This is a genomic window from Verrucosispora sp. WMMD703, from assembly GCF_049178935.1.
Lineage (GTDB): Bacteria > Actinomycetota > Actinomycetes > Mycobacteriales > Micromonosporaceae > Micromonospora > Micromonospora sediminimaris.
The window spans coordinates 168,439-189,095 of sequence record NZ_JBMHMM010000004.1 but is presented as its reverse complement, the minus strand read 5'-3'; the positions used below and the strand labels follow the sequence as shown (position 1 = coordinate 189,095).

Sequence of the window (20,657 nt, the reverse complement as noted above, 5' to 3'; positions counted from 1 at the left end):
CCGTGCTCATCTGCCCTTGGGGCTGTGGCGGGCGTACTTGTTGCGGAACTTCTCGACGCGGCCGGCGGTGTCGAGCAGGCGCTGCCTCCCGGTCCAGAAGGGGTGGCTGGCGGAGGAGATCTGGACGTCGATGACGGGGTAGGTGTTGCCGTCGGTCCATTCGATGGTCTGGTCGCTGGTGGCGGTGGAGCGGGTGAGGAAGGCGAAGTCGGCGTCCTTGTCGCGGTAGACGACGGGCCGGTATTCGGGGTGGATGCCGGGCTTCATGCGGGTCGTGCTCCTTCGGTGTCGGTCAGTTCCGCCGTGGCGAGGGGGAAGCAGCCGGTGAACGGGTCGGGGTAGGTGCGCCAGGTCTGTTCGCCGTCGGCGAGTTCGGCGTCGGTGAGCAGGCAGCCGGAGAGGGTGCGGTGCAGCTCGGCGGGGTCGGTGTCGAGGCCGATGAAGACCAGGTGCTGGTGGCGGTCGCCGTAGTAGGGGTCCCAGTCGAGGGTGGCGGCGAGGCGGCGCTGGACCTCGACGTGTTCCCAGCGGTCCTCGGGCAGGCTGACCAGCCAGTGCCCGAGGGAGCCCATGGCCAGGCCGCCGCCGGCGAAATCCCAGGCGATGACCGTGTCGGGTTGGCTGGCCAGCCAGAGGTGGCCCCGAGAGCGGATCATCTCGGCGTTGACGTCTTCGAGGACGTCGTGCAGGCGCTGGGGGTGGAATGGGCGACGGGCCCGGAAGACGGCGGAGACGACTCCGCAGTCGGATTCCGGCTCGTGCGCGCCGAGGGTGTAGCCCTGCAGGCCACGGGCGAGGACCCCGGGAGTCTCCGGCCGGTGTCGGTGGGTGTGGCGCAGTTGTCGGGTGAGCGTGTCGGCGTCGACGAGGTCGCCGTCGACGCGGATGTGGGTCGCCCAGGGCGCCATCCGTTGCAGGAGAACCGCCAGCCGGCTGGTGTCGAACGCCCCCTCGCGGGACTGTCCCCAGAGGACGAGGGTGTCGGCGTACTCGATCTGCCGGACGACGACGTCGGCGAGCGCGCGGTGGTCGTCGTCGGCGGCCTGGATGCCGAGCGTGGCGAGGTCGTCGGTGCTGGCCAGGCCGTCGAGCAGGTGCTCGGCGTCGAGGACGGTGACGTAGGAGTCGACGCGCAGCAGGTCGGTGATGGGTGCGCCGTCGACGAGGCAGTGGGCGCAGGCGGCGGCGACGGCTTCGGGTTCGACCACCTCGGGCAGCATCAGCACCTGGTCCCGGCCGGGGTGGCTGCGGCTGAGCCGGACGAGGGTTGGTAGCACGTCCTCGCGGAGTGTGCACGAGACACAGCCGTGTCGCAGGGTGACCTGCTCGTCCTCGATGATGCCGGCACCGGTGCGGACCACCCGCCGAACGACGCCGTCGCGGATGCCGGTGAGGTCGTGCCGTACCAGCAGCAGCGAGGTGTCGGCGGCGAGCAGCGTACGGGCGACGGCGAAGGTCGCCGCTGGCCAGAACCCGGACAACACGGTCAGCGACGGACGGGTGTCGGCGTCCGATGTCACCGCACGGGTCGGGGCCTGTGGTGACGACGACATGGGATTCCTCTCGACTTAACTGAAAACGATTGTCATTCTATACACATGCTAGCTCCGGAAGTGAACAGGGCGGTGTCGGCGGAGGGGTGCCAGGTCGACGAGGTCCTCACCGTCACGGTCCACCTGACGCTCGCCCCGGGCGCGCGCGAGCAGGACGCAGACCGCCTCGCCGCCCTGCTCGCCTTGCTCGGTGGTGACCCAGGGCGGGTGTCGCCGTCGCGTGACACGGACCCGGATCTGCGGATCCATCCGCATGCGCGAGCGGTGTACCGCGGTGGTGCCGAGGTCGTGTTGACCCGACGGGAGTACGACCTGCTGTGGTGTCTGGTCGAGCATCCGCGCCAGGTGTTCACCCGGATGCAACTGCTGGACAAGGTCTGGGGTCAGCCCTACACGAGCCTCCGCAGCGTGGACGTCCACGTCCGGCGGCTGCGCGCCAAGATCGGAGTCGATCTGCCGGTGGTGACGACACTGCGCGGAGTCGGCTACCGCCTCGGCTCCGACTGTGCCGTCGAGATCGTCACCGACCCCGGCGCGGAACCGGCCGATCGGCTGATGCGATACTGAAAACCGTTGTCGTTATCGTGGCACCTGACCTAGGAGCGATCACTGTGTCCAGACGTTGCGACGTCACCGGCGCGGAGCCGAGTTTCGGCAACGCCGTGTCCCACTCCCATCGGCGCACTCGCCGCCGTTGGAACCCGAACCTGCAGAACCACCGTTACTGGCTGCCGTCGCAGCGGCGGTGGGTCAGCCTCACCCTGACGGCGAAGGCGTTGAAGACCGTGGACCGTAAGGGCATCGAGAAGGTCGTCGCCGAGCTGCGTAGCCGGGGAGTGAAGCTCTGATGGCCCGCCAGACAGATGTCCGGCCGATCGTGCGGCTGCGCAGCACCGCCGGTACCGGCTACACGTACGTCACCCGCAAGAACCGCCGCAACGACCCCGACCGTCTGACCCTGCGCAAGTACGACCCGATCGTGCGCCGGCACGTCGAGTTCCGCGAGGCACGCTGATGGCCAAGAAGAGCCTGGTCAACCGGCAGGCCCGGCGCGAGGAACTGGTCGCTCGGCACGCCGAGGCGCGGGCGGAGCTCAAGCGGGCGGTCGCCCACCCGGACACCGACCCGGACGTACGCGCCGAGGCGGTCCGCCGGCTCGGCCGGCTGCCGCGCGACTCCAGCCCGGTGCGACTGCGCTCGCGGGACCAGATCGACGGCCGCCCACGCGGCGTGCTGACCCGCTTCGGGCTCTCCCGCGTCCGGTTCCGCGAGATGGCCCTGCGCGGCGAGCTACCCGGAATCCGTAAAGCGTCGTGGTGATCTCACGGACGCCGGGGCGCCTCGGGTCGTAGCGCGGCCGTGGTCCGAGACCCGTGCGAAGGAGCCGGTCGCGCGCAGACACGCCATCACACTCTGGGAATGCCCGCGAACCCGCGCTTGCGGTGACCGACGGGCACTGTGACGTCAGCGGGTGGCGGCGGTCGGTACGACATTGCTCTGCCGGGCGTCGCCGGCGCGCAGGTAGGTCACTGACACGGGTTGGCCGGGTTCGGCGGACCGCAACGCGCCGATGAACGCCTCCAGCGTGTCGGTGCGCTCATCGGCCATCTGGATGACGATGTCGTCCGGGCGCAGGCCGGCCGTGGGGTGCTGGGCGGCAACCGTCATCCATTCGTCGTGTTGCCCGCCGCGCGATACTGGCTCAGCTACGCCGAACCCCGGGCGACCCCACCGGCACCCGTCGTCCCAAGCGGCATGGTGCACCGCCGCCACTACCCGTGTCCGGCGGACGGAGGTCCCAGCGCCGTCCGACCTAGCGACGAAGGAGTACCGATGAAGGCACGGCAAGCACTCCTCGCCTTGATGATGGTCGGCGTGCTGACGCTGGCCGGCTGCGCGAACGACAGCGGTGATCAGGCGGCCTCGTCGCGAAGCTCGTCCGACGGGTCCACAGACGTGGGAACCGACAGCTACGACTTCACCGTCCCGACGCTCGACGGCGGCAACTTCGACGGCCGCAGCCTGGCCGGCAAGCCGGCGCTGCTGTGGTTCTGGGCCCCGTGGTGCCCCACCTGCCTGGGGCAGGCCAAACCGGTCACCGATCTCGCGACCAGGTACCAGGGCAGAGTTGCCGTGGTCGGGGTGGCTGGTCTGGACAAGGTCCCGGCGATGCACGACTTCGTGCGGATGGCCAAGATCTCCGGCTTTCCGCAACTGGCCGACGAACAGGGCCTGGTCTGGAAGCGGTTCAAGATGACCGAGCAGAGCACCTTCGTGGTGCTCGACAGCCAAGGAGCGGTCGTGTCCCGCGGCCGTGTCGATGTCGACAAGCTGCCCGAACTGCTCGATCCGCTGCTGGTGGGTTGAGATGCTGGACGCACCGCTGGGCTTGGCGGTCGCCGCCGGGATGCTCGCCGCGGTCAATCCGTGCGGGTTCGCGCTGCTGCCGGCGTACCTGTCGCTGCTGGTCGCGGGCGAAGCGGAGACCGACCGTGGGGCAGCCGTCGCCCGGGCCCTGGCCGCCACCGCCGCGATGACCGTCGGTTTCGTCGCCGTCTTCGGCCTGTTCGGTCTCGTCCTCTCTCCCGTAGCCGGCTCGGTGCAGAGGCACCTTCCCTGGGTGACCGTCATTCTGGGTCTGCTGCTGCTCGCATCGGGTGGTTGGCTGCTGGCCGGCCGGCAACTGCCGGGACTGCGGCTGGCGGTCTGGCGCGCCCCGACGGTGCGCCGGTCACTGCCGTCCATGGTGGTGTTCGGCGCCGTATACGCGGCGGCATCGCTGTCATGCACGATCGGCCCGTTCCTGGCCATCGTCGTGAGCAGCTTCCGCGCCGGCTCGATCGTCGCCGGGGTCGGGCTGTTCTGTGCGTACGCGGCCGGCATGGGCCTGACCGTCGCGGTGGCCGCTCTCGCCGTGGCCCTCGCCCGCGACGGCCTGCTCCGCCGGATCCGTCGCGCCGCACCACTGCTGTCCCGCCTCGGTGGCGCGCTGCTCGTGGTCGCCGGTGCCTACGTGGCCTGGTACGGCTGGTTCGAGATCCGGATTCTGCGCGATGTCACGACCGACGACCCGATCATCGCCGCTGCCGGCGCGGCGCAACGCTGGTTGGCCACTCAACTCGACCGCACCGGGGCCACGACTCTCACGGTGATCCTGGCCGCCCTCCTGGCCGGCGCGGCGATCGGCTGGTGGCGCCAACGACGACGGCAGAACCACCCGACCCGGCAGCCCGCGGGGACGAGCACGGCGGAGCGACCGGACTGAGCAGTCCGCTCTCGCTCTGACGTGGCCGGGCGGGCTCGGCGTGCTGCCGGGCCCGCCCGATCAGTTGGTTGGTTGGGTGGTGGTGGTTATGCGAGGGGTGCGAGTCGGAATTGTTGGTTGGTTTGTCCGTGGCAGTCGTAGAGCTGGATCTGTGCTCCGTTGTTGCTGCTCCAGACGTCGAGGCAGCGTCCGGACTGGACGCCGGTGATGGTGCCGTTGGAGTTGATGTTCCATTGTTGGTTGGTGCCGTTGTGGCAGGTGTAGATCTGGATGGCGGTGCCGTTGCCGGAGCCTGCGGCGTCGAGGCACATGTCGCCGTAGACGCGTAGTTGTTTGTTTGTGGTGTTGTAGGTCCAGGACTGGTTGGTCTGCTTGTTGCAGTCGTAGAGCTGGACGCGGGTGCCGTTGTTGCGGGAGGCGTTGGGTACGTCGATGCAGCGGCCGGACTGGGTGCCGATGATCTCGTTGGCGGAGCCGGACGGCGGCGGGGTGGTCGGCGTCGGCGTGGGGGTCGGAGTCGGGGTGCCGGTCGGCGGCGGAGTGGTGGTGGGTGGGGTTGAACCGTCCAAGCCGAAGAACTGGATGGCGACCCGCGCCATGCCGCTGGAGGGCAGACTGTGCCCGGCACCCTGGATGGCGTACGCCTCGACCTGAGTGCCGAAGCGGCGGCGGTTCCAGTTGGCCTGCGGGGTGTCCGTGGACGTCGGCGTCTGGCTCAGGCCGTGCACATTGGTCCACTGCTCGATCGACTCCTGAAGCAGCGAGTACGGCACCAGGGTGTCGTTGGTGCCGTGCCACAGCTGGATCGGCGGGCGAGGGCCGGTGTAGCCCGGGTACGCCGCTCGGACCATGTCGCCCCACTGCTGCGGGGTCCGGTTCATCGAGCCGTTGGTGCATGGACCACCGGGAGGGTAGGCGGCCGCATTCGCGAAGCAGTTGAAGGGCACACCCATGAAGGACGCACCCGCCTTGAACAGGTCGGGGTAGACCGCGAGCATGTGCTGGGTCATCATGCCGCCGGACGAACTGCCGGTGGCGTAGACCCGGTTGATGTCCCCGCCGTGCTGTGTCCGGGCGTAGTTCACCATCGACTCGATGGAGACCGGGTCGCTACCGCCGCCACGCCGCTTGGACGCGTCCGACCAGGTGTCGAAGCACCTGCCGAACCCGGCCTCCTGCATGGCGCTCGGGTAGATGACGATGAACCCGTACTGGTTCGACAGCGAGGCGAATTCGCTGCCCGAGTAGAAGCCCGGACCCGACCCGCCGCAGCCGTGCATGGCGACCACGATCGCCGGGTTGGCGGGTCGGTTGTCGGGCACGTAGATGTGCATTCGCATGCCGCCCGGGTTGTTGCCGAAGTTGGTCACCTCGACCAGCGACGCGGCGGAAGCCGGCGACGACAGCGCCACAAAACCCAAGCTGAGGAGCAGGAAGCTGGCTAGGCCGGCCAGCGCCGCCCTGGTTTTCCTCATGGTACCTCCATCGATGGTGGTGGATACCTAACGTTAAGCACTTTCCTGACGACCGTCAATGAAGCGCCTAATGTCGGGCCGGGAGGTCGATGGAGGGGTGTCGGTGTGGTTCGGGCGGGCCCGGCATGATGCCGGACCCGCCCGATTAGTGCCGATTCGCAGGAGCCGGGGGTAGCTCTAGAGCCGGTAGAGCTTTCCGGCCTCGAACGGGTTGTTGGTTGGTTGGGTGGTGGTGGTTATGCGAGGGGTGCGAGTCGGAATTGTTGGTTGGTTTGTCCGTGGCAGTCGTAGAGCTGGATCTGTGCTCCGTTGTTGCTGCTCCAGACGTCGAGGCAGCGTCCGGACTGGACGCCGGTGATGGTGCCGTTGGAGTTGATGTTCCATTGTTGGTTGGTGCCGTTGTGGCAGGTGTAGATCTGGATGGCGGTGCCGTTGCCGGAGCCTGCGGCGTCGAGGCACATGTCGCCGTAGACGCGTAGTTGTTTGTTTGTGGTGTTGTAGGTCCAGGACTGGTTGGTCTGCTTGTTGCAGTCGTAGAGCTGGACGCGGGTGCCGTTGTTGCGGGAGGCGTTGGGTACGTCGATGCAGCGGCCGGACTGGGTGCCGATGATCTCGTTGGCGGAGCCGGACGGCGGCGGCGTGGTCGGCGTCGGCGTCGGCGTCGGGGTTGAGGTCGGGGTCGGAGTCGGCGTGCCGGTCGGCGGCGGCGTGGTCGGGTTCGTCGGCAGCAACGGGCAGGTGCTGCGGTAGGTGACCACGCCGCTGCTGTCCAGCAGCGGGCAAAGGAACTGGCTGTACCGAGAGTCGTTGTCGACGAACATCTTCAGGAACGGCAGCATGGTCCGGATCAACACCGGGTTCGACCGCCCGACCATGAACCCGTGGTCCCCGCCGGCGACCTCGAGGTAGACGCTCTCGGTCGAGGCCGGAAGGCTGTTGTACAGGCCGAGGGCGTAGGACGGGGTGACCACCGTGTCGGCCTGCCCGGAGATGACCATAGTGGGTACCCGGTCGTTCGCCAGGTTCTGCGACGGCGAGTACGGCGTGATACCGACCGCTGCCTTCAACGACGAGCGCCGGATGGCTGCGCTCAGCGCCCCGCCGCCGCCCATCGAGTGACCGGAGACGGCCAACCGGTTCGGGTCGACCCGGTCGCGTACCGGGCTCTGCTGCGTCAGGTAGTCGAGCGCGGCGAGCAACTGGGTACCTCGGGCCGTGTCGAAGTCGTTACGGCTGTTGGTCTCGATGCCGATCACGACGAACCCGTGCGACGCCAGCCACGGGCCCATCCAGGCCAGTTCCGCGGAGAACAACGCGGTGTAGCCCGGCGAGATGGCGATGGCACCGAAGGTGCCCTGGCTGGTGTCGGTCGGGTAGTAGATCCTGCCGCCGTTGAAGCCGTACCCGGTCGGGACACTGACCGACGTGTTGGCGAAGGGGCCGTTGACGGCCGCGACGCTCGCCCGGGTGGGGTCCGGGCCCCGCTGGTACGGATTGTCGGCGGCCGACGCCGAGCTGGTGGCCACCGTCACGGTGAACATCCCGACGGCGGCTGCGATCCCAGCCGTGGCGAGCTTGAACAGTCGTCGCCGAATGCCGGGGGACACTCGGCCGGCATGGGCTTCCCCTGGGGGCGGGGGGTGGGGTGCGTGTCCTCGCACTGTCGATACCTCCTGGTGGTGGGGTGGGGTGTCCTGCGGGATGGGCGGGCTCGACGTACGCCGAGCCCGCCCGCGCCGGCTGTGCCCAAGCCGGACCTGCACGCCGTCAGCGCTGCAGGGTCAGTACTCCCGGCCGGTACGGCAGGAGGCCGTAGTCGCCGCCGGAGTTGGGTGAACGGCCCTGGTAGAGCAGTTGCAGGTTGCAGGGGTCGATGGTCATGGTCTGGTCGGCGTTGGTGCGGATGAGCTCGCCGTGGCTGATGTCGTTGGTCCAGGTGGCGCCGCTGTTGGCCTTACCGGCGAACGGGTTGCTCTCGCTGGTGGCCTGCGGGGTCCAGTTGCCGCCCAGGCTGGTGGCGGTGAACGACCGGAAGTAGCGGCCCTGGGAGCCGATCGCCTCGACGATCATCAGGTACCGCTGCTGGCCCTGGAGCTTGTAGACCTGCACGCCTTCGAACAGGTTGTTCGTGGTGTCGGTCATGATCGTGGTGTAGTTCGACCCGAAGCTGCCCGGGAAGTTCCCGATCGGCATGCTGGCCCGGTAGATGCGGCCGTTGTCGCCGGCGAAGAACAGGTACATGTTCTGGTCGTCACCGATGAGCGCCTGGTCGATCGGACCGGTGTTGGAGTTGGAGATGCTTCCGGTGAACAGCGTCTGGTGCGCCGACCAGCTGTTCACGTTGGTGGGGTCGGTCGAGGTCCGGTACGAGAACGCCGGCCCGCCCCACTGGTACGCCAGCACCCAGACGTTGCGGGGAGCGAAGTAGAACAGCGACGGCGCGACGGCCGCGAAGGGCATCTGGTTCTGGCTTGCCGAGCCCATCTGGTTCCAGTTGGAGAACAGGCCGAAGTTCATCGAGCCCCAGGTGGTGCCGGTGTCGTGCGTGGTGCCGTAGACCAGGTGCTGACCGTTGTACGGCGCGTGGGTGAAGTCCTTCAACGACACCCAACCCGACCGCGGCTGCGCCAGCGCACCCGTCGACGACCACCGGTACGACGACGGCAGGTTGCAGGTACCGGTCGGCGGTGGCGAGGTCGGCGGCGTGGTGGTCGGCGGCGGCGTGGTGGGACCGCCGAGGGAGACGAGCCGGAACTGCTGGTTGCTCTGTCCGTGGCAGTCGTACAGCTGAACCTGCGCGCCGTTGGAGGTGCTCCACACGTCCAGGCAGCGCCCGGACTGGACGCCACTGATGGTGCCGTTGGAGTTGACGTTCCACTGCTGGTTGGTCCCGCTGTGGCAGCTGTAGATCTGGATCGCGGTGCCGTTGCCGGAGCCGCCAGCGTCCAGGCACATGTCGCCGTAGACGCGTAGCTGCTTGTTCGAGGTGTAGGTCCAGGACTGGTTGGTCTGCTTGTTGCAGTCGTAGAGCTGGACGCGGGTGCCGTTGTCGCGGGAGGCGTTGGGTACGTCGATGCAGCGGCCCGACTGGCTGCCGACGATCTCGCTGGCGGAGTCGGAGGGCGGCGGCGTCGTGGGGGTGGGGGTGGGACCCGGCGTGGTGGGAGTGGGAGTGGGACCGGGGTCGGCGCTGTTCAACGCGTCCAGGGTGGCCGTGTACGCCTGCTTCTTGTTGCCGTTGTTGTCGAACAGCAGCGGGGTGCCGTACGAGCGCCACGAGTCGCTGTCCCGGATGCCCCAGACCGTGATGCCGTTGCAGCGGGGCACCGCGAGGCAGTCGTTGACCACGTTGCGGTAGGTGTTGGCCTGCTGGGTGCCGGAGCCTTCGATGTCCAGCTCGGTGATCTGCACGTCCACCCCGAGGGCGGCGAAGCTGGACAGCGTGGTGCGGTAGTTGCTGTTGTACGCCGACTGCGCGTTGAAGTGCGACTGGAACCCGACGCAGTCGATCGGCACGCCACGCTGCTTGAAGTCCTGCACCATCCGGTACACGGCCTGGGTCTTGGCCCAGGTCCAGTTGTCGGTGTTGTAGTCGTTGTAGCAGAGCTTGGCGTCCGGGTCGGCGGCCCGGGCGGCCCGGAACGCGGCCTCGATCCAGTCGTTGCCGGTGCGCTGCAGGTTCGAGTTACGGCGTGCGCCGCTGTTGCCGTCCTCGAACGCCTCGTTGACCACGTCCCAAGAGTCGATCTTGCCCCGGTAGTAGGACGCGACCCGGGTGACATGGTTGAGCATGGCCGACCGCAGCGCCGAGCCTTCCATCTGCTGCATCCAGCCAGGCTGCTGCGAGTGCCAGGCCAGGGTGTGACCCCGGACCTTCCAGCCCCGGGAGAGGGCGTGGTTGACGATCCGGTCCGCGTTGCCGAACGTGAAGTTGTTCTGCTGCGGCTCGGTCGCGTCGATCTTCATTTCGTTCTCGGGCGTGACGCTGTTGAACTCGCGGTTCAGGATCGTCGTGTACGCGCCGTCGCTGAGCTTGTTCGCCGCTACCGCGGCACCGAAGTACCGGCCGGACTGGCCCGCAGCCGCAGCCAGGGTGGTCTCGGCGGCGTGGGCGAGACTGGGCAGCAACGATACGACGAGGGCCGCAACTATCGCGGCACTTCCGGAGACAGAGAGCGTTCGAAGTCGACGCCCGGAGGGACGGGTCCGGGAGATCATGCTGATCCTCCAGTGATGGGATACGAAACTCGGTCGCTGTGTGGTGGCAGGCTCCGCTCGGACGGCGGGCAACCACGATGCTGAGACCGCCGGCCGGAGCCGGGACTCACGCCCGACTACCGCCCGGAGGCGAGTCGGCTCTGGTCACCTGACCAGTAGGTGGTGGGTGCGATGAGTTGGCCAGGTCGGCCGCCGGGGTGATGGCGGACGTTGGGCCTGAGGTGGTGGATGTGGTGACCTGGCAGGTGGTGGGGGCCTGGTGTGCTAGTGCGGTGCCTCCAAGGGGCTGGGCGGCATGTTAGCGATCACATCGATCGATGGCTCTCAGGCTGGCAGATAGATCCATGGTTTTCAACCGGTAGTTTCGGTGGTCGACCGGTAGTTTTTCGGCCGTTGATCGGTAGCGAGGCGGTGCCGCCAGCCACGACGCTTCGAAGGGCTGACGGCCGCCACTCGGTCCTAGGACGTGGGGTACGACCGGCGGTGGGCGAGGTCGAGCAGGTCGTCGACGCTCCATTGATCATCGGCATGGTGGCCGTACTTGTGGGCGAGGACGTGGCCATCGGTGTCGATGAGGAAGTCGGCGGGCAGGCCGAGAGCACTTTCCCCGCGCCCAGGGGGTGCGGTCTTGCCGGTGGCTACCCCACGCAGGGCTGCGATCCAGGTTCGTGGGTGCAGCACCGCCCACGGGGAGGTGTCGACGCCGAAACGGACGTAAAGGCGACGGTCGGGATCGGCGACGGTGGCGAACGGCAGGTCGCCCTGGTACGGCTGCATGGCGGCGACGGTGGAGTGGAAGACGACGACCTCGCGGACGCCAGCGGCGACGATCTCGTCATGTCGTCGGATGATGGATCGCAGGTGCAGGTTGCAGATGGGGCAGCCGGCGAAGCGGCGGAATTGCAGGTGGACCAGGTGATCCGGGCCGGGAATCTGGACCGGTTCCCCGGTTATGGTGGTGAGGTCGAGTCGGGCCAGGAGCTGTCCGTTGTGGATTTTTCCCATGGCGACGGTGTCGTCTCCTTCGTCGCTTACGCGGGTTGAGCGAGGCGGGGCCAGGGGTAACCGGCGGCCCCGGCTTCGCTGAGGGATGCGCGGACGGCGTTCCGCCAGTCCTCGCGCGGGGTGTAGCCGAGTGTGCGAGCGGCGTGGTCGGAGGGGCAGTCCCAGTCCTCGGAGACGTGCACGAGAGAGCGGGTCAGGAAGGGTTCGGAGCCGGGCAGGACGGGGTGCAACTTCTCCATCAGCCAGGCGAAGGCGTAGCCGGCGGCGTACGGGACGCTGAACCAGGGGCGCGGGGAGCCGGTCTCGTCGGCGATGAACTGGATGACTTCGCGGGCGGTGGGCGAGGTCGGGCCGCAGATGTTGAACGATTCATAGTCGTCGAGCCCGTCGGCGGTCGCAGCCAGCGCGAACGCCTCCCCCAGGTCGTTGCCGCCAACGAGTGCGAGCCGAGCCCGTCCCCCGGCGAGCCAGGGCACGAGGCGGGTGCGAAGCCGGGGTACGAGAGCCGGCACCATACCGAGGGCGTTGCCGGCGCCGACGAAGTGCCCGAGGCGCATGGTGACCATCTGCGTGCCACGATCGCTGCGGCGGCGCATGTAGTCGTCGAGGTCGATGAGCCGGTCGAGGTGGGGCCAGAAGCCGGTGCGGCGGGTCGGGGCGAAGTCGTCGATCGGGCCGCCGTCGGCGGGGCGCGCGGCCATCGCGATCGTGCTGGTCTGGACGAAGCGGCGGACGCCCCGGTCGATCGCCTGGTCGATGAGGTCCCGATTGGGCTCGAAGAACTGGCGGCGCTCCAGCTCGGCGTGGCCCCAGAAGGCACCCCAGGTGCCGGCGTGGCAGACGACGTCCACGTTGTCGACGACCGCTCTGCGGTACTCGGGGTCGCGCAGGTCGCCGACCCGGGTCTCGCCGGAGAAGGCCGCGGGAAGCCGATCGGGCGTGCGGCAGGCGGCGATGAGGGTGACATCGGGCCGCGCGGCCAGCGCGGCGAGGATGTTGCGGCCGAGGAATCCGGTGGCGCCGGTGACCAGGACTCGCGTGGTACGCGGTTGTTGGCTCATGCCGTCGCCTCGGTCGGGCTGCCGGCCGACATCGGCCGGATCGGCAGGGCGATGTCCATCCTGACCGGCGCCAGGACACCGGTCGGGTCGGGCTGGGAAACAGTCACGGTTGCTCCTTGCGGTAGCCGAGGGGATCACAGGTTTTCGATCCAGGCGGTAAGCCTGGAGGTCTCCCGGTTGACGTAGTCGGGGTCGCCGAGGCTGTGGGCGATCAGCGACACGCCCTGCAATGCGGACAGCAGGTGCAGGGCCAGGTCGGCCGCGTCGGCGTCCCGACCGAGCACGCGGAACTGCTCCTCCAGCCAGCCGAGCAACTCGCCGAAGATGGCGCCGGTCTGCTCGGCGAGGGGGCCGCCGACCTTGTTCAGCTCGGCGCAGAGGGTGCCGACCGGGCAGCCGCTGCGGGCCAGCGCCGCGCGGTTGTCGACCGTCATCTGCACGAACGCCACCAGTCGTGACCGCGCATCACCGCTCTGGGTCCACTGCTTACGCAGCGTGGCGTAGTGCCCAGCGTGTTGGGCGACGAGAGCTTCGCCGATGGCGTCCTTGGTCTTGAAGTAGTAGTAGACGTTGCCCAGCGGCACCTCGGCCGCGCCGGCGATGTCCGCCAGCGTGGTGCGGGCGAATCCCTGCTCATGCACGATCCGGACGGCGGCGTCGATCAGCCGGCTGCGTTTGTCGGGTTGGCGATTCACCAACCTCTCCCTTCTCTCAGTTAGTTAGCTAACTTACTGAGCGGAGGGAGAGAGGGTCAAGCGTCTGTCGGGTCAGGACGGTGCGATCACCGTGCCGTCGTCGTCGCGTACGGCGATCGCCTCGACCGGGCATGACTCCGCAGCGTCGATCACCGCCTCGTTCGGCTCGACGGTGGCCGATACCGGGGCGGCCAGTCCCGACTCCATCCGGAAGTGGGCCGGTGCCATGCCCACGCAGCTGCCCGAACCGATGCAGCGATCGGTGTCGACCTCGATCCGCCAGCCGGTGCTCACCAGGTCACCGGCATCCGCGCCAGACCTCGGACGATCATCCCGCTTTTCCAGGTCAACTCCGACTCGGGCACGGCGATCCGCAACTCGGGCAACCGAGCCACCAGGGTGCCGATCCCGACCTGTAGCTCCATCCGGGCGAGCTGGGCGCCCAGGCAGTGGTGGACACCGTGCCCGAATCCGATGTGCGGGTTGGTCGCGCGGCCGAGATCGAGTCGATCGGGGTCGGCGAACACGGTCTCGTCCCGGTTCGCCGACGAGAGGGAGCCGATCACCGGCTCCCCGGCCCGTACCAGCACCCCGCCGACCTCGACGTCCTCGGTGGCGTACCGGGCGAACGCGGACGCCACCCCGAGCGGGACGTACCGCATCAGCTCCTCGATCGCGGTCGGTAACCGGGCCGGCTCGGTCCGCAGCCAAGCCAGCTGCTCCGGGTGGGTGAGTAGGACGTACGCAAAGTTGGGCAGTTGGGTGACGGTGGTCTCGTGGCCGGCGGCGAGCAGCCCAGCGGCAAGCTGCACGACCTCCTGCTCGGTGAACCGGTCCTGGTGCTCGTCGCGCGCCCGCACCATCGCGCAGATCAGGTCGTCGGTGGGCTCCCGGCGCCGTTGCTGGACGAGTTCGCCGATGTAGCCGTACAGGTTGTCGAGGTATTCGTGAATCTGTTCGGGCGACAGCGAGGTGGTCGAGACGATCGCCTCCGACCAGACGTGGAACAGGTGCCGGTCGGCGAACGGCACCCCGAGCAGCTCGCAGATCACCTGGATCGGCAGCGGAGTGGCGAAGTGCTCGACCAGATCGGCCGGTGGCCCGGCCGTCACCATGGCGTCGACCAGTTCGTCGGCGATCTGCCGGGTCCGGGGCCGGAGCTGCTCGACCCGACGCGCGGTGAAAGCCTTGGCGACCAGTCGCCGTAGCCGGGTGTGCTCCGGCGGGTCCATGGACAGGATGCCGCCCTCGATCTGCCTCGGGGTGAGTCGCGGCTCGTCCCGACCGACGCTGGCCGCCCGACTGAATCTTGCGTCACCGAGGACCATCCGCACGTCGGCGTACCGGGTGGCGAGCCAGGCCGCCTCGCCGAACGGCAGGCGCACCCGGGTGAGCGGTTCGACCCGCCGCAACTCGGCGTAGAGGGGGTCGAGGTTGAGTCGGTCGGGCGGGCTGAACGGGTACGGCCGCGCGGTGACCCCGGTGACGTCTGGCATTGGTCAACCCCCAAAGCAGACCGAATCACCCGTAAACCAGCCGGATGATCGACTCATCGTGACGTTTCGATGGCTGATGGTAGTGGAGTATGTGGATCCGTACCAGTGCGCGGCCTCGGAAGGTCAGTCGACCGGCGCCGCCCACCCAGCCTCGCCGGCCTGCCGAGTGCCCACTAGCCTGCGTGTGCATGGAGGCCGACGAGCGCCTTGAACTGGCCGTCGATCCGGCCCGGCTGACCGGGCGCACGCTGCTGGCCGGCGGCGTCGAGCAGTCGTACGTGGATGTCGTCGATCCCACGTACCTGCACTTCGAGTACGTCCGCCGGATGGCCGCCGTGATCGACCTCGCCGCGCCGGCCGGTGATCCACTGGACGTGCTGCATCTCGGCGGCGGTGCGCTGACGCTGCCGCGCTTTGTCGCCGCGACTCGGCCCGGCTCGGCGCAACTGGTGGTGGAGCGGGATCCCGCTGTGGTCGAGTTGGTGGCACGCGCCCTGCCGCCGCGTCCGGTCGGCGTCGAGCTCCACGTCGCAGATGCTCAGGAGGCGGTTGCCGCCGCGCCCGCCGGGGCGTACGACCTGGTGCTCGCCGACATCTACCGGGCGGCCCGGATGCCGCCGCACGTGGCCACCGTGGCCTTCGCCGCCCAGGTGGCCCGGGTGCTGCGGCCGGACGGCATCTACCTGCTCAATGTCACCGACCTGCCGCCGCTGTCCTTCACCCGGGTGCAGGCGGCCACCCTGCGGTCGGTCTTCGCCGACGTCTGCGTGGTCGCCGACCGGCGGATGTTGCGCGGCCGGCGGTACGGCAACGTGGTGCTCGCCGCGGCGGCACGCCCGCGCCGACTGCCCGTTGCCCGCCTGGTGGTACGGGCGCTGCGCGATCAGCTGCCCGGCGGCGTGCTGCACGGGCCGGCCCTCGACACGTTCATCGCCGGCGCTCGGCCGTATTCCGACACCGCGCCTTGATCCGCGATTCCGGTACCGCCGTCGACATCGCACCAGCCCTGTGCTGACACCCGGTCGCCCTGCTGAGCCCTGCCGGCCGGTTTCACCCCTGTCTGGCGGGTATTCAGGCGCACCGTCGAGGCCGGCGGTGAACATCGTCACGGAGTGAGGGAGCGCAGCGTCATGCCCGATTCTCAGCCCACTGTCGTCCTCGTGCACGGCGCGTTCGCCGAGTCGGCGAGTTGGAACGGCGTGATCGAGCGGCTCGGCGCTGGCTACGACGTGGTGGCAGCCGCCAATCCGCTGCGGGGCGTCGCGGGCGACGCCGCGTACGTGCGAGACGTGATACGGGGGATCGGCGGGCCGGTCACTCTGGTCGGCCACTCGTACGGCGGGATGGTGATCACGCAGGCTGCCGCTGACGAGGCATCGGTGCGCGCCCTCGTGTACGTCAACGCATTCGCGCCGGAAACCGGTGAGTCGGCCTTGTCGCTGTCCGGCAAGTTCCCGGGCAGCACGCTCGCCGGCACGCTGGTGCAGTACCCGGTGTCGACCGGCGGCAACGAGGTGGCGATCGGCCAGGACGCCTACCACGCGCAGTTCGCCGCCGATGTGCCGCCCGACCTTGCCGCGCTCATGGCCCGGACCCAGCGGCCGATCACCGAACAGGCCCTGGGCGACGGGCTCTCCGGAGCCCCCGCCTGGCGATCGCTGCCCAGCTGGTTCATCTTCGGGGACGCCGACCGGAACATCCCGGTCGCCGCGCACCGATTCATGGCCGAGCGGGCCGAACCACGGGGCCAGCGGGAGATCGTCGGCGGCTCGCACGCGATGGCGGTGTCCCAGCCGAGCGAGATCGCCGAGACGATAATCGAAGCGGTCCGCGGGTCGTGAGTGAGCCATGAACCGGTGGACTGGGGCAGCTTCGCTCCGGTTACGTCCGGCACGGAGGTCACCGTAGCAACGGGCGGTTGCGCGATGCCGTATGCGCCAGATGTGCGGGGATTGTGCGGGCGCCGCCGTAAGGTTCGGCGGTCCGGATTTCCTATCCGAGTGCCCGCCTGCGGCGCACCATCTGGAGGATCTGTCCCTCATGCCCAAAACCATCGCGGCTGCCGCCACGGCGTTGACCGTTCTCGCGACCGGTCTCGCCGTGGCCGGAGTCGTCGGGTCAGCCCGGCCGGCGAACGCGGCGCTCAGTGACGTCCCGGCGGACTGCAGTGCCTTCACCGCGGCGTACCGATCCGACGGGCAGCGTCTCAGCTACGGCTACTCGGGCGGCGAGACCAGCATCACGGCCTACACCGACGACGTGCTCGGCTGGGTGCCGTCGGCGCATCAGCAGCTCGGCGGCTCTGGTGACGACACCATCTTCCGCAGCACCGAGTACGCCGTGCACCCGACCGACGGCTGGCTGTACCTGGTGCGACGCCAGGGTGAGCTGGTCGACGGCGAGTGGCGAGTCACGGCGAAGAGTGCCACCCGCCTCAAGAGCGGGTTCGCCGACACCCGCATCCTCGCGACGGCGTCGCCGTACCTGTACCGGGTGGCGGGCACGTCGCTCTACCGCTACACCGAGACCTACGTGGATGGTGAGTTCACGCTTTCGGCGCCGGTGAAGCTCGCCAGCACCGGCTGGAACACCGTAAACACCCTGGTCTACGAGCGCAGCGGGGGCACGGGCAACGCTGCGGTGGATGTCCTGATCGGCACCAAGACCAACGGACAACTGAAGGAGTGGCGTATCAACCGGGCCACCCCGAAGACGATCACCTCGAAGGTGCTGCGGTCGGTTGGTTGGGCACCCTTCACCAGTCTCAGCACGGGCTACTGTGCGGAGCACCCCAACGGTCGGCCGCTGCTCGGGATCAAGGCCAACGGGTCGGTCTCCGTGCACTTCGACGCCAACAAGACCGACGGAGACGGCACGGACATCCAGGGCGGTCCGATCGGTTCGCTCGGCTGGACCGAGAAGGCCTACGGTCAGTAGGCGGTGATCCTCCGCGAGCCCGTCCGATGCGCGGCTGCGCTCGGACGGGCTCGTCCGGAGCCTGGTGCCGATGATCCTGGCTCGGGTGCGTACGGGGCGCGGTCGCGGGTACCCGGCGCACATGGCGCGGTACACGAAGCCCGAGCTGCGCGAACAGCTCAAGGAAGAGATCAAGGCGTCCGACCGGGGCGGCCGTCCGGGACAGTGGTCGGCGCGCAAGTCGCAGCTGCTCACCAAGGAGTACCAGAAGCGCGGCGGCGGCTATCAGGGCCCGAAGGACGAGCGGCAGAAGTCCCTGCAGCAATGGGGGGACCAGAAGTGGCGGACCAGGCAGGGCGGCACGCGAGCGCGACACGACGGCGAAACCGACCGTTACCTGCCTGACCAGGCTTGGAACCAGCTCTCCGCGGAGCAGCGACGCGAGACCGACGTGAAGAAGCGGAAGGCGTCGAAGTCCGGCAAGCAGTACGTCGCCAACACCGGCCCGGCCAAGCGCGCGCGTCGAAGCGCCGCGTCGTCCGTGTCGCTCACCGACCTGCCGGTCGCCGAGGCGACCCGGCACGTTCGCGACCTCGACACCGGTCAGCTCAGGGCGGCGCTACGCGAGGAACGCGCAGGCAAGGGCCGCAAGACGCTCATCCAACGCCTACAGTCGGCCCTCGACCGCCGCTGACCAAGCCAACAGCAGATACGCGGGGTCCGGTTCGGAACCGGCCAGGGGGTATCGCGGACGCCGGAGGCGGGTACTGTCGGTGTTGGCGGACAGTCGTCCGCGACCGGGAGGCCGCCTGTCAGGCTGGTAACGAACGTCGGAGGTCACGACGTCCCCGGCGGTTCATCTCGCGCAGCACCTGCGCTCCGCTCTCCAAAGAAGGATCTGCATGGCATCGAAGGGCAAGCCCGGTTCGGCGCTGTTTCTCGCCGTACCCACCCTCGACGAGTCCGACGTTTCGGGCGCTCGTGTCGATGGCAGCGAAGAAGCGATGCGGCGGCTCCGCCACCCGTTCGCAGTAGGCTCGCCCGCGGCTCGGGGGCGCACGGAAAGCGCGGGCGAGCGCCCGGAGTAGCGCCGCCGATGGCATATCGGGCATCACCGCGGGTACGCGCGGGGTGTGGCTGTGATCAGCGACTACGCGCTGCTCGGCGACTGTCAGGGCAGCGCACTGGTCTCCTCGGACGGGTCGGTGGACTGGTGGTGTCCGCCCAGATTCGATGCGCCTAGCGTCTTCGCGCGTCTGCTCGGCGCTACCGGTGGTCACTGGTCGATCCGGCCGGCCGGACCGTACACGACCGTCCGGCAGTACCTGGACGGGACGATGGTGCTCCGTACGGAGTTCCACACCCAGGACGGTGTCCTGCGTCTGACGGACGCCCTCGGTCTCGGCTTCGGTGAACGCGGTCACGGGATCGGCTTCACGTCCCCGCACGTCCTGCTGCGGCAACTTGAGACGATCTCCGGCACGGTGGAGGTCGTGATCGAGGTCGCGGCCCGGCCGGAGTACGGGCTGACAAGTCCCTCGATCGCCGAGGTGCCGGCGGGGATCGAGATATCCGGGGGAGCCGACCGCCTGGTCCTGACCGGCGATCGTGAGCTGGACATCGACGGTCCAGTGGTGACCGGACGATTCACGCTGGCCGAGGGGGACAGCGCGCTGCTCGCGCTGCACCACCGCCGCGCCGCCGACGAGCAGATCGTGCCACTGGACGGGCGTGCCGCCCTACGCGACACCATCGAGGCCTGGCAGTCGTGGGATCGCATCCACCAGGGCTACCAGGGCCCCTACCGCGAGCAGGTCCGGCGTAGCGCCCTGGTGTTGCAGGCGTTGACCTACCAGCCGACCGGTGCCGTGGTCGCCGCGGCCACCACCTCGCTGCCGGAGGAGGTCGGCGGCACGGCGAACTGGGACTACCGGTTCGCCTGGCTACGCGACGGCAGCTTCACGCTCAAGGCGCTGTGGGTCGCCGCCTGCCCCGACGAGGCGCGCAGGTTCTTCGACTGGATGGCCGCGTCGATGGGGTCGGTCAGCGGGGACGACCACGTACCGATCATGTTCGGCGCTGCCGGCGAGCGTGATCTGACCGAGCACACCCTGGAACACCTGGCGGGCCACCGCGGCAGCCGGCCGGTGCGGATCGGCAACGACGCCTGGCAGCAGAAGCAGCTCGACGTTCTCGGTGAGGTGCTGGAATGCGCGTGGGTGCTGCGGGACCAGATCGCGGACCTGTCGCCCGCTGCCGTGGACCTGCTTCGGTCACTGGCCGACCGGGCCGCCGACACGTGGCGGCAGCCGGATGCCGGCATCTGGGAAGGGCGCGAGGGCGAGCGGCACTACCTGACCTCGAAGCTGGCGTGCTGGGTGGCCCTGGACCGGGCCGTCAAACTGGCGCGGGATCTCAACGCCGAGGCGGCAATCCCCCGGTGGTCGAAGGCCAGGGAGGAGGTACGCGCGGCGATCCTCGATGAGGGTTGGCACGTGGCGAGCGGGGCCTTCACCGGCGCGTTCGGGTCCGACCATCTCGATGCCAGCGTGCTCGGCATGCCGATCCTCGGGTTCCTGCCCGGCGACGACGAGCGGGTCCTCGCCACGGTGCGGGCCATCGAACGCGACCTGACCCGGGACGGTCTTGTGCAGCGCTGGACGGGAGCGGGAGATGAGGGTGCCTTCGTCGTCTGCTCGTACTGGTTGGTCGAGGCGTTGGCGCTGGCCGGGCGGATCGACGCGGCCCGGCAGATCTTCGACAGCGTGACCGCCCGGGCGAACGATCTCGGCCTGCTGTCGGAGGAGATCGACCGCAGCGACGGTAGCCAGATCGGGAACTTCCCCCAGGCGTTGTCCCACATCGGCTTGATCAACGCCGCCTGGGTCATCGACCAGGTGGAGACCGGGATCGCACGGTAGGGACGCACCGCGGTGGGACGGCGGCACGGAACACCGTGCGCCGGCTGCCATC

At 69.0% G+C, this 20,657-nt stretch carries 22 protein-coding genes; 11 read left to right on the top strand and 11 right to left on the bottom strand.

Annotated features, from left to right (window positions below; genetic code table 11):
* Positions 1-6: 6 nt before the first annotated feature.
* Both ACN26Z_RS01385 and ACN26Z_RS01380 read right to left on the bottom strand, forming a co-directional pair.
* A complete protein-coding gene (locus tag ACN26Z_RS01385) occupies positions 7-267 on the bottom strand; it encodes a type B 50S ribosomal protein L31 (RefSeq protein WP_093410695.1) in 261 nt (86 codons plus the stop codon).
* Positions 264-1,553 carry a CobW family GTP-binding protein gene (locus ACN26Z_RS01380; RefSeq protein ID WP_282236447.1) on the bottom strand — a complete coding sequence of 430 codons (1,290 nt, stop codon included), beginning with the start codon at positions 1,551-1,553 and terminating at the stop codon, positions 264-266. Before ACN26Z_RS01380 ends, ACN26Z_RS01385 begins: the two co-directional genes overlap by 4 nt.
* 45 nt (positions 1,554-1,598) lie before the next feature.
* Between ACN26Z_RS01380 and ACN26Z_RS01375 the strand changes: the two genes are divergently transcribed.
* Genes ACN26Z_RS01375 through rpsN form a run of 4 tightly spaced genes read left to right on the top strand, consistent with a single transcriptional unit; the run spans position 1,599 to position 2,873 of the window.
* Positions 1,599-2,120, top strand: a complete 522-nt coding sequence (locus ACN26Z_RS01375) for a winged helix-turn-helix domain-containing protein (RefSeq protein ID WP_282236448.1) — start codon at positions 1,599-1,601, stop codon at positions 2,118-2,120.
* 44 nt (positions 2,121-2,164) lie between these two features.
* Positions 2,165-2,401 carry a 50S ribosomal protein L28 gene (gene rpmB, locus ACN26Z_RS01370; RefSeq protein WP_093410688.1) on the top strand — a complete coding sequence of 79 codons (237 nt, stop codon included), beginning with the start codon at positions 2,165-2,167 and terminating at the stop codon, positions 2,399-2,401.
* Positions 2,401-2,568 (top strand): 50S ribosomal protein L33, encoded by a 168-nt coding sequence (gene rpmG, locus ACN26Z_RS01365; protein ID WP_093410686.1) that lies wholly within the window; start codon positions 2,401-2,403, stop codon positions 2,566-2,568. Before rpmB ends, rpmG begins: the two co-directional genes overlap by 1 nt.
* The gene (gene rpsN / locus ACN26Z_RS01360; protein ID WP_421459640.1) at positions 2,568-2,873 is read left to right on the top strand and encodes a 30S ribosomal protein S14; all 306 of its coding nucleotides are present in this window, start codon (positions 2,568-2,570) and stop codon (positions 2,871-2,873) included. Before rpmG ends, rpsN begins: the two co-directional genes overlap by 1 nt.
* A gap of 144 nt (positions 2,874-3,017) precedes the next feature.
* Here the strand turns inward: rpsN and ACN26Z_RS01355 are convergent, their stop codons facing one another.
* Positions 3,018-3,221 carry a PDZ domain-containing protein gene (locus ACN26Z_RS01355; protein ID WP_421459639.1) on the bottom strand — a complete coding sequence of 68 codons (204 nt, stop codon included), beginning with the start codon at positions 3,219-3,221 and terminating at the stop codon, positions 3,018-3,020.
* Positions 3,222-3,386: 165 nt separating this feature from the next.
* On the opposite strand from ACN26Z_RS01355, the gene ACN26Z_RS01350 reads away from it, so the two are divergent.
* Positions 3,387-3,920 carry a redoxin domain-containing protein gene (locus ACN26Z_RS01350; RefSeq protein ID WP_282236450.1) on the top strand — a complete coding sequence of 178 codons (534 nt, stop codon included), beginning with the start codon at positions 3,387-3,389 and terminating at the stop codon, positions 3,918-3,920.
* Between the two features lies 1 nt (position 3,921).
* Positions 3,922-4,818, top strand: a complete 897-nt coding sequence (locus tag ACN26Z_RS01345; RefSeq protein ID WP_282236451.1) for a cytochrome c biogenesis CcdA family protein — start codon at positions 3,922-3,924, stop codon at positions 4,816-4,818.
* A gap of 86 nt (positions 4,819-4,904) precedes the next feature.
* Here ACN26Z_RS01345 and ACN26Z_RS01340 read toward each other — a convergent pair whose 3' ends face one another.
* The 8 genes from ACN26Z_RS01340 to ACN26Z_RS01305 form a co-directional block, all read right to left on the bottom strand.
* The gene (locus ACN26Z_RS01340; protein ID WP_421459638.1) at positions 4,905-6,293 is read right to left on the bottom strand and encodes a PHB depolymerase family esterase; all 1,389 of its coding nucleotides are present in this window, start codon (positions 6,291-6,293) and stop codon (positions 4,905-4,907) included.
* Between the two features lie 236 nt (positions 6,294-6,529).
* On the bottom strand, positions 6,530-7,900 hold the full coding sequence (locus ACN26Z_RS01335) for a ricin-type beta-trefoil lectin domain protein (protein ID WP_421459637.1): 1,371 nt from the start codon (positions 7,898-7,900) through the stop codon (positions 6,530-6,532).
* 160 nt (positions 7,901-8,060) lie between these two features.
* Positions 8,061-10,511 carry a non-reducing end alpha-L-arabinofuranosidase family hydrolase gene (locus tag ACN26Z_RS01330; RefSeq protein ID WP_421459636.1) on the bottom strand — a complete coding sequence of 817 codons (2,451 nt, stop codon included), beginning with the start codon at positions 10,509-10,511 and terminating at the stop codon, positions 8,061-8,063.
* Between the two features lie 459 nt (positions 10,512-10,970).
* Positions 10,971-11,516: a peroxiredoxin-like family protein gene (locus ACN26Z_RS01325; protein ID WP_421459635.1), complete on the bottom strand. Its 546-nt coding sequence runs from the start codon at positions 11,514-11,516 to the stop codon at positions 10,971-10,973.
* Positions 11,517-11,542: 26 nt separating this feature from the next.
* On the bottom strand, positions 11,543-12,577 hold the full coding sequence (locus tag ACN26Z_RS01320; protein WP_421459634.1) for an NAD-dependent epimerase/dehydratase family protein: 1,035 nt from the start codon (positions 12,575-12,577) through the stop codon (positions 11,543-11,545).
* A gap of 134 nt (positions 12,578-12,711) precedes the next feature.
* Positions 12,712-13,272 carry a TetR/AcrR family transcriptional regulator gene (locus ACN26Z_RS01315; RefSeq protein WP_282236457.1) on the bottom strand — a complete coding sequence of 187 codons (561 nt, stop codon included), beginning with the start codon at positions 13,270-13,272 and terminating at the stop codon, positions 12,712-12,714.
* 72 nt (positions 13,273-13,344) lie between these two features.
* Entirely contained in the window at positions 13,345-13,566 is a 222-nt protein-coding gene (locus ACN26Z_RS01310; RefSeq protein ID WP_282236458.1) for a ferredoxin, read from the bottom strand.
* Entirely contained in the window at positions 13,563-14,768 is a 1,206-nt protein-coding gene (locus tag ACN26Z_RS01305; RefSeq protein ID WP_421459633.1) for a cytochrome P450, read from the bottom strand. The genes ACN26Z_RS01310 and ACN26Z_RS01305 overlap by 4 nt, the downstream gene beginning before the upstream one ends.
* A gap of 188 nt (positions 14,769-14,956) precedes the next feature.
* On the opposite strand from ACN26Z_RS01305, the gene ACN26Z_RS01300 reads away from it, so the two are divergent.
* The 5 genes from ACN26Z_RS01300 (at position 14,957) to ACN26Z_RS01280 (ending at position 20,605) form a co-directional block, all read left to right on the top strand.
* Positions 14,957-15,736, top strand: a complete 780-nt coding sequence (locus ACN26Z_RS01300; protein ID WP_421459632.1) for a spermidine synthase — start codon at positions 14,957-14,959, stop codon at positions 15,734-15,736.
* A gap of 162 nt (positions 15,737-15,898) precedes the next feature.
* A complete protein-coding gene (locus ACN26Z_RS01295) occupies positions 15,899-16,609 on the top strand; it encodes an alpha/beta fold hydrolase (RefSeq protein ID WP_421459631.1) in 711 nt (236 codons plus the stop codon).
* A 199-nt stretch (positions 16,610-16,808) separates the two neighbouring features.
* On the top strand, positions 16,809-17,705 hold the full coding sequence (locus ACN26Z_RS01290; protein ID WP_421459630.1) for a hypothetical protein: 897 nt from the start codon (positions 16,809-16,811) through the stop codon (positions 17,703-17,705).
* Positions 17,706-17,826: 121 nt separating this feature from the next.
* On the top strand, positions 17,827-18,378 hold the full coding sequence (locus tag ACN26Z_RS01285; protein WP_282236462.1) for a hypothetical protein: 552 nt from the start codon (positions 17,827-17,829) through the stop codon (positions 18,376-18,378).
* A gap of 439 nt (positions 18,379-18,817) precedes the next feature.
* Entirely contained in the window at positions 18,818-20,605 is a 1,788-nt protein-coding gene (locus tag ACN26Z_RS01280) for a glycoside hydrolase family 15 protein (protein WP_421459629.1), read from the top strand.
* The last annotated feature ends 52 nt before the right edge of the window (positions 20,606-20,657 follow it).